Origin of the sequence: Pseudoalteromonas carrageenovora IAM 12662, assembly GCF_900239935.1 — a bacterium.
In the GTDB taxonomy this organism is placed as follows: Bacteria; Pseudomonadota; Gammaproteobacteria; order Enterobacterales; family Alteromonadaceae; genus Pseudoalteromonas; species Pseudoalteromonas carrageenovora.
The window spans coordinates 3,278,456-3,294,388 of the sequence record NZ_LT965928.1; the positions used below are offsets into that span (position 1 = coordinate 3,278,456).

13 protein-coding genes are annotated in these 15,933 nt (G+C 40.1%); 1 reads left to right on the forward strand and 12 read right to left on the reverse strand.

All coding sequences use genetic code 11. The features are described 5' to 3' along the window. Window positions 1-25: 25 nt before the first annotated feature. Entirely contained in the window at window positions 26-1,273 is a 1,248-nt protein-coding gene (locus ALFOR1_RS14900) for a glutamate-5-semialdehyde dehydrogenase (RefSeq protein ID WP_058549308.1), read from the reverse strand. After that, window positions 1,270-2,376: a glutamate 5-kinase gene (proB, locus tag ALFOR1_RS14905; RefSeq protein ID WP_058549307.1), complete on the reverse strand. Its 1,107-nt coding sequence runs from the start codon at window positions 2,374-2,376 to the stop codon at window positions 1,270-1,272. The genes ALFOR1_RS14900 and proB overlap by 4 nt, the downstream gene beginning before the upstream one ends. 838 nt (window positions 2,377-3,214) lie before the next feature. Here proB and ALFOR1_RS14910 point away from each other — a divergent pair. Beyond that, window positions 3,215-5,062, forward strand: coding sequence for a cation:proton antiporter (locus ALFOR1_RS14910; protein ID WP_104643423.1), 1,848 nt, complete (start codon window positions 3,215-3,217; stop codon window positions 5,060-5,062). A gap of 70 nt (window positions 5,063-5,132) precedes the next feature. On the opposite strand, the gene ALFOR1_RS14915 is transcribed toward ALFOR1_RS14910, so the two are convergent. The 10 genes from ALFOR1_RS14915 to tsaE form a co-directional block, all read right to left on the reverse strand. Further along, complete coding sequence (locus ALFOR1_RS14915) at window positions 5,133-5,771, reverse strand: tetratricopeptide repeat protein (protein ID WP_104643424.1); 639 nt, start codon at window positions 5,769-5,771, stop codon at window positions 5,133-5,135. 110 nt (window positions 5,772-5,881) lie between these two features. Next, entirely contained in the window at window positions 5,882-7,195 is a 1,314-nt protein-coding gene (locus ALFOR1_RS14920; protein WP_058549304.1) for an adenylosuccinate synthase, read from the reverse strand. Between the two features lie 216 nt (window positions 7,196-7,411). Next, window positions 7,412-8,290 carry a protease modulator HflC gene (gene hflC / locus ALFOR1_RS14925; protein WP_058549303.1) on the reverse strand — a complete coding sequence of 293 codons (879 nt, stop codon included), beginning with the start codon at window positions 8,288-8,290 and terminating at the stop codon, window positions 7,412-7,414. A gap of 5 nt (window positions 8,291-8,295) precedes the next feature. Beyond that, complete coding sequence (gene hflK / locus ALFOR1_RS14930; protein WP_104643425.1) at window positions 8,296-9,465, reverse strand: FtsH protease activity modulator HflK; 1,170 nt, start codon at window positions 9,463-9,465, stop codon at window positions 8,296-8,298. 100 nt (window positions 9,466-9,565) lie between these two features. Further along, on the reverse strand, window positions 9,566-10,855 hold the full coding sequence (hflX, locus tag ALFOR1_RS14935) for a ribosome rescue GTPase HflX (RefSeq protein WP_058549301.1): 1,290 nt from the start codon (window positions 10,853-10,855) through the stop codon (window positions 9,566-9,568). Window positions 10,856-10,870: 15 nt separating this feature from the next. Next, window positions 10,871-11,134: an RNA chaperone Hfq gene (hfq, locus tag ALFOR1_RS14940; RefSeq protein ID WP_007375939.1), complete on the reverse strand. Its 264-nt coding sequence runs from the start codon at window positions 11,132-11,134 to the stop codon at window positions 10,871-10,873. A gap of 81 nt (window positions 11,135-11,215) precedes the next feature. Continuing rightward, window positions 11,216-12,133: a tRNA (adenosine(37)-N6)-dimethylallyltransferase MiaA gene (gene miaA / locus ALFOR1_RS14945; protein WP_082660595.1), complete on the reverse strand. Its 918-nt coding sequence runs from the start codon at window positions 12,131-12,133 to the stop codon at window positions 11,216-11,218. A 10-nt stretch (window positions 12,134-12,143) separates the two neighbouring features. Beyond that, window positions 12,144-13,988: a DNA mismatch repair endonuclease MutL gene (gene mutL, locus ALFOR1_RS14950; RefSeq protein ID WP_104643426.1), complete on the reverse strand. Its 1,845-nt coding sequence runs from the start codon at window positions 13,986-13,988 to the stop codon at window positions 12,144-12,146. Window positions 13,989-14,017: 29 nt separating this feature from the next. Continuing rightward, window positions 14,018-15,361, reverse strand: coding sequence for an N-acetylmuramoyl-L-alanine amidase (locus ALFOR1_RS14955; RefSeq protein WP_104643427.1), 1,344 nt, complete (start codon window positions 15,359-15,361; stop codon window positions 14,018-14,020). Window positions 15,362-15,413: 52 nt separating this feature from the next. Beyond that, window positions 15,414-15,878, reverse strand: a complete 465-nt coding sequence (tsaE, locus tag ALFOR1_RS14960; RefSeq protein ID WP_104643428.1) for a tRNA (adenosine(37)-N6)-threonylcarbamoyltransferase complex ATPase subunit type 1 TsaE — start codon at window positions 15,876-15,878, stop codon at window positions 15,414-15,416. Between the last annotated feature and the right edge of the window lie 55 nt (window positions 15,879-15,933).

The window sequence follows — 15,933 nt, forward strand, 5'->3', positions numbered from 1 at the left end:
GCTTTTTTTGACTAATCCGCAGCTATTATTCGCGAACTTGCCCTACACCATTAACTAAGTATTTTTCAGTTGTTAGTGATTCTAAGCCCATAGGACCATATGCATGCAGCTTGGTCGTAGCAATACCAATTTCTGCGCCTAGGCCAAGTTGAGAGCCATCTGAGAAGCGAGATGATGCATTTACCATAACTACCGAGGCATCAACACTACGTTGAAACAGCTCTGCAGTCGTGTCGTTTTTAGTACATATTACTTCGGTATGGTTAGAACCAAACTGAGCGATGTGATCAACCGCAGCGCTGAAAGTTGGCACTACGCGAATAGCAATTTCAAGGTCTAAGTATTCTTCACCAAATTCGTTATCTGCTAGCACGGTTGCATCATCAAAATATTTTGCTGCAGTGCTGTCGGCATTAATCTTTACACCTTCTTGGCGTAATACTACAGCACATAAATTTAAAAACTCATCAGCAACATCTTGATGAACAACTAAACCCTCAAGTGCATTACATACACCTGTACGCTGTGTTTTACCATTAAGTAGTAAGTTAAGCGCAATCTCTAGATCAGCATCTTTATCTACGTATAAATGACACACACCTTTGAAGTGCTGAATAACAGGGATTGTGCTGTTTTCGGTTACAAAATTAATTAAGCCTTCACCACCGCGAGGAATAATTAAATCAATGCTTTCGCGTTGCTGCATTAATTCCATCAATAAAGCACGGTCAGGATCAGGAATAACAGAAATAAGCGAAGTAGGTAAATTGTGTTTTTCAAGCACACTGTGCATTACGCTTGCAATAGCTTGTGAGCTTTTAAGTGCTTCTTTACCACCACGTAAAATAACGCCATTGCCTGATTTAAAGCAAAGAGCACCCGCATCCGCTGTTACATTTGGGCGTGCTTCATAAATCATACACACAACGCCTAGAGGTACGCGCATTTTACGAATTTTAATGCCATTTGGACGCTCAGTAATATCACGTAGCTGACCAACAGGATCATCTAAACTTACAATTACCTCAATACCTTCAGCCATGGCTTCGATACGTTCGTCATTTAAAGTTAAGCGATCGATCATAGACGCTGCTAAGTTATTATCGCGAGCAGCACTTAAATCACTTTCGTTTTCTTTAATAATAAACGCTTTTTGTGCGCGTAACGCTTGAGCCATTTCTGTTAACACTTGGTTTTTGGTCTCGGTGTCGAGTAAAGCAAGTGTTGTCGCAGCTTTTGCTGCTTGGCGTGATATATCCGTAATTAAACTCATGACTTCTCCAATAATGCGATATCTTTTTCAGAAATTACAGGACCAATTGAATCCTGCATTTTTTCACTAAATTCACTCTGCTCGTTATCTGCAATAAAGTTTAACAAGCAGCTACTATAATTTGCGGTCGCTTTGGCTAAACGCGTACCATCTTCACTTCGTACTAAAATGGTGTCGCCAACGGCAAACTCACCATGTACTTCCATAATCTCATCACCGCGAATACAGCCGCTTTCACCTTCTAGAGACTCATCAAATGAGCCATCTACTACTACTTCACCTTGCTCATTTGCAGTATGCGTCATCCAATGCACAGAATCTTGCATTGGTTTTTCATATGGTGAGAATACTGTACCAGGGTTATCACCGGCCAATAAGCGAGTAAATGTCTCTTCTTTAAAACCGTTAATGATATAAGTAGCAATACCGTGTGACGTTGCTTTTTCCGCGGCTTCAATTTTTGTTTTCATGCCACCAGTGCCTACAGAGCTTGTTGCACATCCTGCCATAGCATAAATAGACTCATCAATTGATTTAATTTCAGGTAATAAAATAGCATCATCATGCAAATTAGGGTTTTTATCATACAACCCATCCACGTCTGAAAATATCAATAATGCATCTGCATCTGCGGCGGCTGCCACCATTGCTGATAAGTTATCGTTATCACCCACTTTTAGATCATCAGTTGTTACTGCATCATTTTCGTTAATAATTGGCAGTACACCGTGTTCAAGCAAAGTAAATACGGTTTCTCGAATACTTTGATAGCGTTCGCGATCGCGCAAATCACCATGTGTTAATAATAATTGTGCTGAAGGAAAATCGAAAAAACGGTCCCACATAGCAATCATTTCCGTTTGACCTGCTGCTGCCATTGCCTTTTTCATAACGACTGTACGAGGCTTATCTGAAGGAAATAAGTGCGACCCAGCAGCAACTGAGCCCGATGAAACTAAAATAACTTCAATGCCACGGGCACGACAACGAACAATAAACTGTGCGATGGTTAATATGTAGCGCGAACGACAGCCATCTTGATCTGGTGCTATTAATGCACTACCTACTTTAAGTACGATACGTCGCCAATTTAACTTTTGCATAAATGTTCAACTTTCCATTTTATTTGTGCTCAGCTTGCGCGAGCTAAAACTTAGTAGCCACGTTTAAAAACATAGCTGCGAATTTATTTAATCATTTAAAACACTTTTTTACGCACACACAAAAACCATATCTAAAGCCATGGCTTTAAATTTAAGGTCATATAAAAAATAGCAACAACTCAGGTTTTGAGTAGCACTAATTAAAAAATTTAAAAGTGTTGTTTATGCATCGCTGTAAAAAGCTGTGTGTGGCTTTTTTATTAACAACATGCATAGAGCCTCTAAAGTCTGATACACCAACAGATAGGGTGAAGACCAAAGGACCGAGATTTAACCGCCACGATGGGGGTAAAATATTGAAAGTAATAGTTCAACTCAAACCTTTATTTATTTAAAAAGTTAAATAAACTTGTTCAGTAAAACCATACCAATAGTTCAGTAAATGATATTTTTTAGTGCTCTAATGTCTATTTAGTCACTAACACCTGATTATAAAGATTAAAAATGACGTTAGTATTAACAACGCCGCTTTTTCTTAAATAAACATAATTAGATAACTAATTATTAGAACACGAAGTATAATACGCTACTTTATGCTTTAAAATCAAGGTTAAAATTCGTGCTAAATAAATATGTGGCGATTAGTAGCTATGATTTTTTATTAAAATTCAATAAATTAAACTAATAACTCTCTCGCAAAAACCTTAATGCCTACTAATATTTCCTAAGTAGCTAAAATTAAATTAGTAAAACTAAACTTTCACGTGTATACCCCTGTATTAATAATTAACAAAAGTTATACTTTTAAATATCGTCATCAATAAGGAATTTTTATTCTATGTCAGCAATTTATATAGCCGGTATCGCACTTTGCTCTGTGCTTGCCCAGTGGGTAGCATGGGCTTTTAAAGTGCCCGCTATTCTGTTTTTATTGCTTACTGGTCTTTTACTCGGACCATTTAGTGGTGTTTTAGACCCTGATGCGCTTTTAGGCGACTTGCTTTTTCCTGTTGTATCACTAAGTGTGGCAGTTATTTTATTTGAGGGGTCACTTACCTTACATTTCAGGGAACTTAAGGGCATTAGCAAGGTGGTGCGCAACTTATGCTCCATAGGAATGCTCACAACCTGTATTATTATTAGCCTAAGTGCTTATTGGTTATTAGAACTTAATTGGCGAGTTGCCGCGGTGCTTGGCGCAGTACTCGTTGTAACAGGCCCTACAGTAATAGCCCCTTTATTAAACTCCATGCGCCCTACTCAAGACATAGACCGTATTTTACGCTGGGAAGGGATTGTTATTGACCCTATCGGTGCATTATTTGCGGTACTGGTTTTTGAAGCCGTAATGCTTGTAGGCCAGGGCGAAGTGCTTAGTCACACCATTATTGCTTTAGTTAAAACGCTCGGTGTTGGTTTAAGTATAGGCGTAGTAGCAGGCTGGGTTACAACACAGCTTATGCGCCGTGAATGGCTGCCATTTGAACTTCATAAGTTTGGCATTTTAGCGCTCGTACTAATTAGTTTTTCTGTTTCAAATTACTTAAGTCATGAGTCTGGCTTATTAGCCGTTACCGTATTTGGAATTTGGTTAGCAAATCAAGACGATTTAGAAATAGACTCTGTATTAGAATTTAAAGAAGACTTGTCGATGATTTTAATATCGACACTGTTTATTTTACTTGCTGCACGATTACAACTCTCTGATTTAATGATGCTCGATAGCGACGTATTTATATTTTTAGCTGTTGTTTTATTTATTGCTCGCCCAATGTGTATTGCAATATCAACTTTTGGTACCGACTTACCAATGAAGTCTCGCCTTGTACTTTCTTGGATAGCACCTAGGGGGATTGTTGCAGCGGCTGTAGGCTCTGTATTTGCGCTAAGTATGATGGAAGCTGGTGTTGCAGATGCTGAAAAAATGGTGCCACTGATATTTACTGTGATTATTATCACCGTTGTATTACAAAGCTTAACAGCAATACCTGTGGCTAAGTTGTTAGGTGTGCGCCAACCGTCGCCTAATACTATTTTAATTATTGGGGCTAACCATGTTTCACGTGCTATTGGTCGGGGCTTAAAAGAGCAAAATATACCTGTTTACCTGTCAGATCCGGCATGGGAAAACTGTAAAATGGCGCGTATGGACGGATTGCCTTGTTATTATGGTAACCCACAGTCTGAGCATGCAGAACGTTATTTACCATTAACCACTATTCGCAGTGTATTAGCGTTGTCGCCAAACAGACATCATAATGCGCTGGGTGTGCAGTATTTCTCTCATTTATTAAATGAGAAAAATGTATTTTCTTTGCGCTCATCAACTTCTCACGCCAAGGCGAACAAAGACAGTGCCACATTTTTATCAAGACAAATACTATTTGGTGATGATGGCTCTTACGCACGCTTAAGTAGCATTATAGCTAAAGGCGGTAAAGTAAGCGCAACGCGCATTTCAGAAGAATTTGATTGGGAGAAATACCAAGAAATGAACCCTGAAGCTATACCGCTATTCATATTGAAAGGCGACAAGGACAGCGATGAAGATACACCTGTTAAACTAAGACCATTTACAATAAATATGGAAAAGCCGCCTCAAGAGGGCGAGCGTATTGTTGCATTACAGCCTCCTAAAATGTCGGTTTTAAAAGATCCACAAAATAAGGCTAAAGAAGAAAGTTAAACCTTTTCACTCACTGTAAAAACACAAAAACCCTAACTTATTAAGTTAGGGTTTTGTTTTTTAGAGCCCATTAAATTGGAAGACGGGCTCGAGCAACGACGCTATCTGGCATTTTTTGCGCTAACTTGCTCAGTGCTCGCTCAATTTTTTTATGTGTCGCTTTATCAGCCACCATTGAATTAAACAGCCACCTATAGGCATCCTCAAAGTCACGCGGGCTGCCATAACCATTGTTAAACAACTTCACTAAACGTAGCTGCGCCTTTAAATTTCCTTGCGATGATGCCTCTCGTAAATACGTAATGGCCATCGCTTTATCTTGCTGAACTAATCGGCCAGTGTCGTAGTAGCGCCCTAATTGCTCTAAGGCTGCCGCTAAGCCTTGCTCAGCCGCTTTTCGCATGTAATACACGCCTAACTCTACATTTCGTTCAACACATACGTTATAAGCTAGCATATCGCCATATAAAAATTGATAAGAGGGCAATGCCATTTTATTGGCTCGCGCTTCAATATCTTGTACTAACTGGCAATCATCTGCCTTTACTCGCTGCAAATGTGTATTTTTATTTATAAGCGCAATAAGTTCTGACTCAGTATATAAAGGTACCGCCGCAGGAGATTCATCTGCTAACGCATTGGTATTTATAAATAAAGATAACGACACTAACGGTACAGCCAATACTGAGCTTTTTAAAAATAGGCGCATGTTCACCACGTACAAAAATAGACTTACCAAATAATATACAAAGATCGTTCCAAGGTGAATTTTAGATACAAAAAAAGCTGCATAAAGCAGCTTTTTTTCATCTTTGGTAATTATGCAAACGGGTTGCGAAGTACCATTGTTTCTACACGGTCAGGGCCTGTAGAAATAATATCAACAGGAACACCTGTGATTTCTTCAATACGCTTGATGTAGTCAATCGCAGCTTTTGGTAAGCCTTCAAGGCTAGTTACACCCACTGTGTTTTCAGACCAACCTGGCATTTCTTCGTATACCGGTGTTACTTTCTCGTAACCTTCAGCAGCTAATGGCGTTACGTTTGTAACTGTGCCATCTTCAAGTTGGTAGCCAGTACAGATTTTAAGTGTTTCTAAGCCATCTAAAACGTCAAGCTTAGTTAAACAAAAACCTGAAATACTGTTGATTTGAACTGCACGGCGCATTGCCACTGCATCTAACCAACCAGTACGACGAAGACGACCTGTAGTAGCACCAAACTCATGGCCTTTGTCACCTAAGTGCTTGCCCACTGGATCTTGCTTATCAAGACCATCGTAAAGCTCTGTAGGGAAAGGACCAGAACCAACACGAGTTGTGTACGCTTTAATAATACCTAAAACGTAGTCAAGGTTTAATGGACCAAAACCTGCACCTGTAGCAACGCCACCAGCAGTTGTATTTGAAGACGTTACATAAGGGTAAGTACCGTGATCGATATCAAGTAATGTACCTTGTGCACCTTCAAATAAAATGTGCTCGCCTGCTAAACGTGTTTGATCTAAAAGCTCAGTTACATCAACAACCATTGCTTTTAAGATATCAGCAACAGCCATTGCATCATCAAACGTTTTTTGAAAATCTACAGCGTCTACTTTGTAGTAATTAACTAATGTGAAGTTATGGTACTCAAGAACTTCTTTTAGTTTAGCTGCAAATAACTCAGGATTAAATAAATCGCCTACACGTAAACCACGACGTGCCACTTTATCTTCGTACGCTGGACCAATACCACGGCCTGTAGTACCAATTGGCTTATCGCCACGTGCAGTTTCACGGGCTACATCTAATGCAACATGGAAAGGCAGGATTAATGGACATGCTTCGCTTATTAAAAGACGGTCGCGTACTGGTACGCCACGTTCTTCAAGCATGCCAATCTCTCTCATTAGCGCTTCTGGTGATAAAACAACACCATTACCAATCACACATTTAACATTGTCACGTAATACACCCGATGGAATAAGGTGTAGAACTGTCTTTTCACCGTCGATAACTAAAGTATGACCAGCATTGTGGCCACCTTGATAACGAACTACTAAAGATGCTTTGTCTGTAAGGAGATCAACAACCTTACCCTTACCTTCGTCACCCCATTGAGTGCCTAATACAACAACGTTTTTACCCATCGTAAATTCACTTAGAGAAAATTAGGACGAGATTTTATCAGAAAACTAAAGTAAAGATCACCCCTGTTCAGCTTATTTTTTCTGCGGGTAATATTTTGAAGTGAAACTATTGCTAATAACCACATAAATAACAGTGGTTTAAACTACTAAAATTCATTAAACAAAAAGCCCCGCAATTGCGAGGCTTTATAACTTTTTAAATAATCGGGGCTAAGCTTATTGCGCTTTAGCACCTTTCATATATTTAAAGAAGTCACTATCTGGTGAAAGTACCATAACATCTTGCTTATCTTTAAAGGTCTTTTTATAAGCCTCTAAAGAACGAACAAAGCCAAAGAACTCAGGATCTTTGTTGTACGCTTTTGCATATATTGCAGCAGCGTCAGCATCACCTTGACCACGAACAGAACGCGCATTACGTTCTGCATCAGCAAGCATTACCGTTACACGACGATCAACACCCGCACGAATAGTCTCGGCTTTTTCTTGGCCCTCAGAACGATGCTCTTTTGCAACTGCAGTACGCTCAGCGCGCATACGTTGATAAATAGAGCTACTAACTTCTTGCGGTAAGTTAATTTGCTTAACACGTACATCAAGTACTTCAATACCAAGCTCACGCGCACTTTCAGAAGCTTGCACTAATGCTTCTTCCATTAACTCGCTACGCTCACCCGATACAATTTCGCGAATTGTACGTGTACCAAAGTTTGTACGAAGACCATTGTTTACTTTTTGCTTAAGTAACGTTTCAGCATATTGCTTGTCGCCACGAGCACGTAAGTAAAAAGCGCTAAAGTCGTTAACACGCCATTTAACAAACGAATCAACAATTAAGTCTTTTTTCTCGCTTGTAACAAAACGATCTGGCGTACCATCTAGCGTTTGAATACGTGCATCAATACGGCGTACTTGGCTAAAAAACGGCACTTTAAATTGTAGGCCTGGGCCATATACAATCGCTTTATCTTCACTGTCTTTTTGCACTTTGCTGAACAACATTACAATCGCTTTTTGTCCTTCAGGTACTACAAATACCGATGAAAAAGACATAACAATGGCAGCTAATAGTATAACTAAACTAAAGTTTTTCATTATGATTATCTCCCATCATTAAAGCGGTCGTTGTTAAAGCGGTCGTTACCACTGTTAACAGAGCTATTGCGTGACGTATTTACTTTGTTGCGTAAATCTTGAATATCACTTGAGCTTGGAAGCGCAACGCGTGTTGCAGTACCCTGCTTGTCCATGATTTTATCAAGAGGTAAATACATCATGTTGTTGCCGCCTTTAACATCAACTAGCACTTTAGAGCTACTACCTAGCACCTCTTCCATCGCGTCAATGTATAAACGTTCACGAGTAACTTCCTTAGCTGCTTGATATTCAGGTAATAGCTTTTCAAAGCGAGCCACTTCACCTTGCGCTTCTAACGTAATTCGTTCTTGGTAACCTTCAGCTTCTTGCGTCATACGTGTTACTTGACCGCGAGCACGCGGCTCAATTTCACGGGCATACGCTTCGGCTTCACGGATGAAACGCTCTTCATCTTCTTGTGCTGCAATTGCATCATCAAAAGCATCTTTAACTTCGGTTGGCGGACGAGAATCTTTAAAGTTAACGTCTGTCACTATTAAACCTAAGTTATATGGTTCGATAATTTTATTAAGCTCATCCCACGTATTTTGGCGAACAACTTCACGGCCATTCGTTAATACTTGATCCATTTTTGCATGGCCCACAACATAACGTAATGCACTATCAAGTGCTTCTTCTAAGCTACTATCAGCATTAGTCACGCTAAATTCGTAAAGGTACGGGTCAATAACACGGTATTGCACCTGAAACTCAACGCTTACCACGTTTTCGTCTTCAGTTAGCATAAAGCCCGAGGCCGATAATGAGCGCACAGCTTCAATATCAACAGGAATAACGGTTTCAATAAACGTCATTTTCCAACGCAAACCTGGATCTGCAATTCGGTCGTATTTACCAAATTGAAGTACCACACCGCGCTCAGCTTCTTTTACCGTATAAATACCACTTAACGCCCATACAATAACGGCGATAATAAGGATAAATGAAATACCGGCTCCGCCAAGTCCACCGCCGCTACCATTGCCGGATTTTTTTCCGCCAAATAAGCCGCCTAACTTGTTACTAAACTTACGGAACACCTCGTCTAAATCAGGTGGGCCTTGATCACGTCCGCCTTTATTATTCCACGGATCTTTGTCATTGCCATTATTACCCGGTTCATTCCAGGCCATAGCTATACTCCATTGTTATCTAAATAAATTAGGAAATTGTGTTAAATCTAACAAATCTACCGCGTTTCTCATACTAAAACCGACGTTTATACGTCAATTTTTAATTACGGTTGATAAAACCAGCAATTTCAGGACCAAATTCTTTGATTAAACGATTCCACTCAACCATTGGCATTCTGACATCTAAAAGCCAATTACCCTGCTCATCAAAACGCTCTTCATGCACCGCATTTAGCGTAAATAATGAAGCTCTTAAGCGTCCGTACATAGGGGCTAGCAATAACGTTTCACTAAACATTTGCTTAGCTAATAAGTCGCTAATCGCCTCACTTAGTAACTCACATCCTTCACCTGTTTGTGCAGACAACCATACTCTTATAGGCTGCCCTTCGTCATCCCGATCAATTCTCGGACTAACATCATCAAGTGCGTCAATTTTATTGTAAATAAGTAATTGAGGAACTTCATCGGCTTCAATTTCTTTAAGCACCGACTGAACTTGTTCAATATTTTCTTTACGACGGGGGTCTGCCACATCAATAACATGTAACTGTAAGTCGGCCTCTCGCGTTTCGGTAAGTGTTGCTTTAAAGGCAGCGACTAAATCATGTGGTAAATGGCGTATAAATCCCACTGTATCAGCTAAAATTACTGAGCCTACATCGCCTATATCCAGCTTACGTAGTGTTGGGTCCAGTGTTGCAAACAATTGATCGGCTGCATACACGTCAGAATCGGTGATTCGATTAAATAGCGTTGATTTACCCGCATTAGTGTAACCAACCAACGACACAGTCGGAATTTCATTGCGCGTACGCGCACGTCTGCCCTGCTCACGTTGTACAGCTACTTTTGCCAATCGAGCGCGAATGTTTTTAATTCTCGCACGTAATAAGCGTCTATCTGTTTCTAACTGAGTTTCACCTGGTCCGCGTAAACCTATACCACCTTTTTGTCTTTCAAGGTGAGTCCAACCACGAATAAGTCGGGTTGACATATGGCGTAATTGAGCAAGCTCAACTTGAAGCTTACCTTCGTGAGTACGGGCTCTTTGGGCAAAAATATCAAGAATAAGTGTCGTTCTATCAAGTACACGGCATTGGCAAACGCGCTCTAAATTGCGTTCCTGAGACGGACTTAATTGATGATTAAATATGACGACATCTGCATTGTGGATTTTGACAATTTCAGCTATTTCTTCTGCTTTACCGGTACCGACGAATAGTTTCGGATGTGGTGCTTGACGGCTGCCTTGCACAACCGCCAAACTACTAACACCAGCAGAAGATACCAACATTTCCAATTCATGAAGATCTTCACGATCGCCATCTTTAGGTAAGTCGATATGTACTAAAATTGCCTGTTCGCCGGATTCATAGCGGTCAAACAAGCATTACGCTCCTAATTAAAAGTTTCCAGCTTCTGGTTCTTCAGTGCTCTCATCCCCTTGAACACCTTGGAAGTTGACTGCGCGAGCAGGTACAACTGTTGAAATTGCATGCTTATACACCATTTGGTTTACGGTGTTTTCAAGTAAAATAACAAATTGGTCAAATGACTGAATTTTACCTTGTAATTTTATGCCATTTACCAAAAAGATTGATACTGGAATGCGCTCACGACGTAGTGCATTCAAAAATGGGTCTTGTAACGATTGGCCTTTTGCCATGTTATTGTTCCTTCGTTCTAGGTGTTATTATAATTAAGTGGCTGAACTTATTTGATTAAACTAAATAATCTTCAACTACTACTAGCTTAGCGAACTTACTACACGATGCAAGTTTTCTTCATCACCTGTTGTTAACCAAGTAACATCAGGCCAACTGCGTAGCCACGTTAACTGACGCTTTGCCAATTGACGCGTTGCTGCGATGCCGCGAAAAACCATTTCATCATGGTTTGTTTCACCCGCAAGGTAATCCCACATTTGTCTATAACCTACACAACGAATAGAAGGCATATTGGGGTGTAAATCCTTACGTAGATATAGGGTCGAAACTTCATTTTCAAACCCCTGATCAATCATTATTTTAAACCTTTCTTCAATTCTGCTATGTAATTCGCAGCGCTGCTGTGGCGCAATAGCAAATTGATGAAAAGTATAAGGTAAAGCTGGCTGCTTTTGCTTTTGCAACTCAGTCATTGTTTTACCTGTTATACGGTAAACCTCTAGAGCCCGATTAATTCTTTGTGAATCATTCTCACTTATTTTTTCGGCTGCTTGCGGGTCAACTTTAACTAATTCTTTATATAAATGAGGCCAGCCATGTTCATTAGCTTGCGCTTCAAGTTCTGCTCGAATAGTTGCATCAGCTTCTGGTAATGGCGATAAACCATCAATTAGCGCCTTAAAGTACATCATTGTACCGCCTACAAGTACAGGTACTTTACCTTGTTGATGAAATTCATCAATTTTTTGTACTGCATCTCGTCTAAAATCAGCCACCGAGTAGGTTTCGCTCGGATCAAGCAAATCAATTAAATGATGCGGAGCACGAGCGAGTTCTTCAGCGTCCGGTTTTGCGGTGCCAATATCCATACCTTTATACACTAACGCTGAATCGACGCTGATAATTTCAGTATTTAAATGCTCACACAACGAAATTGCCAATGCTGTTTTTCCAGCAGCGGTTGGGCCCATTAAAAATATGACCGGTAAATTACTCAACACGAACACCTTAGTCTAATTGCGTTAAATAGCTATTTAGCTCTATTTTAACTGCTTTTTCTTGTAAACGTTCAATTGTTTGCGGATTATTTTGTAAGCGAATTTGTTGTTCTAAAAATACATTGCTTGAATAAAAGCGAGCAGGTACGCTCTTTAATTGCCATGCAAGCCAGCTTTCAATATTTTCAAACTGTGACTTACATGCACTCAGTAAGTGCTCAATTGCATTTGATACATCAAGCAAATACAAACAAGCAGGCAATTTTTTTACCATAACAAATTGTTTTTCTATAACAAGTTCAAAGCCAAGTAAGGTAAACCACGATTGTTGCGCTGCTATTATCACACAATCTTCTTTTGATAAATTAACCCTTACAGGTAATAAAAGAGCTTTACCTTCAAGGCTACCAAGCTCTCTTATTTGATTATGCCAATCATCAGGTAGTGCATATTTAAAATGCGAGCAATAAAGTTGCTGCTGTAAACTAAACACGCATACACCTTCGGTTACACTTATTATTGCAACTTCGTTTAGCTTTGCCGCTTGTTCACTATTTAAAGCATGGCTTGAGGAACTTGTCACATTATCAAAATGTGCAGCATGTTGCTCACTTACACCTTGGTAAAACGCATTTACGTCGTGATGATTAGCAGTCTCATTGCTACGATAAGCATTACCACTCCCACCGCTTGAAGAACGTGAAGCAGAAACGCCACCAAAGCCGGAGTTAGATGGCTGTAATTGCGATTTTGGGTAATCAAAAGCACCTGTAAATTGCGCTGCTTCATTACCCTTATACAAAGGCTCAGCACCAGCTGTCATAGCTTGCTGCGAATTGTCTATTGCTTCACTAACAAACTCACCTTGTAGAGGCACTACAACTTGTTTAATTGCTTGTAAAATAAAGTCGTGTACTAAGCACCCCTGATGAAAACGCACTTCGTGCTTTGCAGGATGTACATTTACATCGACTTGCCTAGGGTCTATATCAATATAAATAACAAAACCAGGTAGCTCTTGTGCACCGCTCACTTCTTCAAATGCTTGGCGTATAGCATGCAATATAAGCTTATCGCGCATCATTCGATTATTTACATATGTGTACTGCGTTGTATTAGCTGACCCGACAGGTAATACCCAGCCATGCAATTGCAAGCCGCCCTCACCCGATTGAATATGCAAACCATGCTCTGCAAATGCTTTGCCAGCTACTTGCGCAACACGAGTAATAGCCTGAGCTGGGTCTGTTTTAGCACGATATTGCCTCACTACTTTTTGATTATGAGTTAGCGTTATAGATACATCAAAGCGACTCAGCGCAATACGTTTTATAAGCTCATCAATGTGGCTAAATTCGGTTTTTTCAGTGCGCAAAAATTTACGACGAGCAGGAGTATTAAAAAATAAATCTTTAACCTCAATTGTTGTTCCATCGGGGTGGGCAACAGGCTTAACTTGCACCGCCATATCGCGGCCTTCTGCAAACGCTTGCCACGCTGCTTCTTGCTCTTTAGGTTTGGAGCTAAGAGTTAATCGCGATACAGAGCTAATTGATGCAAGCGCTTCGCCTCTAAATCCCAATGAGCATATGTTTTCTAAATCATCGAGTGACTTTAATTTACTGGTTGCGTGGCGAGAAAGCGCAAGTGTTAATTCATCTTTACCTATACCCGAGCCGTTATCACGAATACGAATAAGCTTGTGGCCGCCGCGATCAATATCTATTTGAATACGCGTTGCACCAGCATCTAAGCTGTTTTCTACTAATTCTTTTACTACCGACGCAGGGCGCTCTACCACTTCGCCAGCGGCAATCTGGTTCGCTAAACGCGCGGGTAATATTTCAATACTCATGAACGTCCTAACAAAATTTTTCTAAAGGTTTAACTTTGAGGTATATCAAGCTCTTGACCAATAAACAGCGTATTTGAGCTAAGTTTATTAGCTTGCTTTAATTTACTTACAGTTACGCCATACCGACTTGCAAGCACACTTAAAGATTCACCTGGGCGTACTTTGTGCTTAGTAGGGTATTGCGATTTAAGCTTTGCAAATAACGAATCATCAGGCGGGTTTTTTAAATAATAATTTTTAATAGACGTAAATATCGCCTTTGCTAAACGCTCTTGATGATTAGCGCTTTTAAGCATACGTTCTTCTCTTGGATTAGATATAAACCCGGTCTCAACTAAAATAGAAGGAATGTCAGGCGACTTTAAAACAGCGAGACTGGCATGTTGAGGGTCTTTTTTATGTAGTTTAGCTACCTTTTTAAGCTCTTTAACTACTTCATCGGCAACGCTTAAACCGGTCTTCATTGAGTGATCCATCGACATATCAAGCAATGCTTGCGCTAAGTACTTTTCGTTGGCAGCATCTTTAATTACATCTGCAGCCCCCCCTAAAAGTTCAGAGTGCTTTTCTTTATCTTCTATCCATTTACCTATTTCAGAATTAGCTCTACGTAACGATAAAACCCATACAGAAGCGCCATTAGGCCCGGGGCTGGTAAATGCATCAGCATGAATAGAAACAAAAAAGTCAGCCTTTTTTTCGCGCGCACGATTAGTACGTGTATTTAGTTTTACAAAGTAGTCACCACTTCGCACCATGCGCGAAATCATTCCCCGCTCGCCATCTATCATGCGCTCTAAACGCTTGGCAATTTGCAAAGTAACTGTTTTTTCATATGTACCCGAAGGACCAATAGATCCTGGGTCTTCACCGCCATGGCCTGCATCAATAGCAATAACGATATCGCGTTCTTGGCTTAGCTGACGATTTTTAGCCGCTGTTTGCGCAGGTGACGCAACGGCTTGCTTTTGAGCCTTATTATATAAATCTACAACTAACCTATTTTTATAAGGGCCAGCGGGGGCTAGTGCAAAAATAACCGGTTTGACCGCAGAGCTTAGCTCGAACACTAACCGAACGCTTTTTTTGTTTTTAGGTTTGGAATAGCGCAGCTTACTAACAATTTGATGCTTTGGCGGAACGCCTGGCAGTATTTTTAGCTCTTTTGTATTTTCTAAGTCAACGACTAAACGGCTCGGATTTTTAAGCATAAAGTAGCTAAAATCTGGCTTTTCATCTAGATCAAATACAACGCGAGTGCTATCTGGTGATGGCCACACTCGCGCACTATTAATAGTATTTTGCGCCCACAGCGGCAAACTCACAACTAATACCATGAGAGTAAGAAATAATTTAGTTATACCTCGAGTCATTTTAATAACCACTGCCTTAACTATTTTTATTATAAGAGCTAGCTTTTGTATGTTAGCTATTTAGTTTTTCGACAATTGCTACACCGCGCTCACTTGCACTATTAATAACAATTTTTCGCTCATCGCCTACATAGCTTAGAGTAATATCTAAATCAGGCACAGGAATAAATTCTCCACCTTTTTCAGGCCATTCAACTACACATATTGCATCAGCTGAAAAGTAATCTCGTATTCCCATATATTCAAGTTCTTCAGGGTCACCTAAACGATATAAATCAAAGTGATAAACATTGGCTCGCTCAAGCTCGTATGGTTCTACTAGTGTATATGTTGGGCTTTTAACCTTACCTGTATGGCCAAAACCTTGTACCACACCTCGCGTAAATGTTGTTTTACCAGCACCTAAATCACCATGTAAATATATAACCGCACCTTGCTCTATAATAGCAGCAAGCTGATTACCCATTGCTACTGTGGCTATTTCATCATTTAAGTGAGATTGGAAACTACGCGTCATTACTACCTCAAAAATTTACTTAAAAGCGCATGTTTGCTAATCATACCAGAATATT

Bases quoted from the DNA above. Each gene is read 5' to 3' on its own strand.
- ALFOR1_RS14900 (WP_058549308.1), bottom strand. From the start codon at position 1,273: ATGAGTTTAATTACGGATATATCACGCCAAGCAGCAAAAGCTGCGACA.
- proB (WP_058549307.1), bottom strand. From the start codon at position 2,376: ATGCAAAAGTTAAATTGGCGACGTATCGTACTTAAAGTAGGTAGTGCA.
- ALFOR1_RS14910 (WP_104643423.1), top strand. From the start codon at position 3,215: ATGTCAGCAATTTATATAGCCGGTATCGCACTTTGCTCTGTGCTTGCC.
- ALFOR1_RS14915 (WP_104643424.1), bottom strand. From the start codon at position 5,771: ATGCGCCTATTTTTAAAAAGCTCAGTATTGGCTGTACCGTTAGTGTCG.
- ALFOR1_RS14920 (WP_058549304.1), bottom strand. From the start codon at position 7,195: ATGGGTAAAAACGTTGTTGTATTAGGCACTCAATGGGGTGACGAAGGT.
- hflC (WP_058549303.1), bottom strand. From the start codon at position 8,290: ATGAAAAACTTTAGTTTAGTTATACTATTAGCTGCCATTGTTATGTCT.
- hflK (WP_104643425.1), bottom strand. From the start codon at position 9,465: ATGGCCTGGAATGAACCGGGTAATAATGGCAATGACAAAGATCCGTGG.
- hfq (WP_007375939.1), bottom strand. From the start codon at position 11,134: ATGGCAAAAGGCCAATCGTTACAAGACCCATTTTTGAATGCACTACGT.
- mutL (WP_104643426.1), bottom strand. From the start codon at position 13,988: ATGAGTATTGAAATATTACCCGCGCGTTTAGCGAACCAGATTGCCGCT.
- ALFOR1_RS14955 (WP_104643427.1), bottom strand. From the start codon at position 15,361: ATGACTCGAGGTATAACTAAATTATTTCTTACTCTCATGGTATTAGTT.
- tsaE (WP_104643428.1), bottom strand. From the start codon at position 15,878: ATGACGCGTAGTTTCCAATCTCACTTAAATGATGAAATAGCCACAGTA.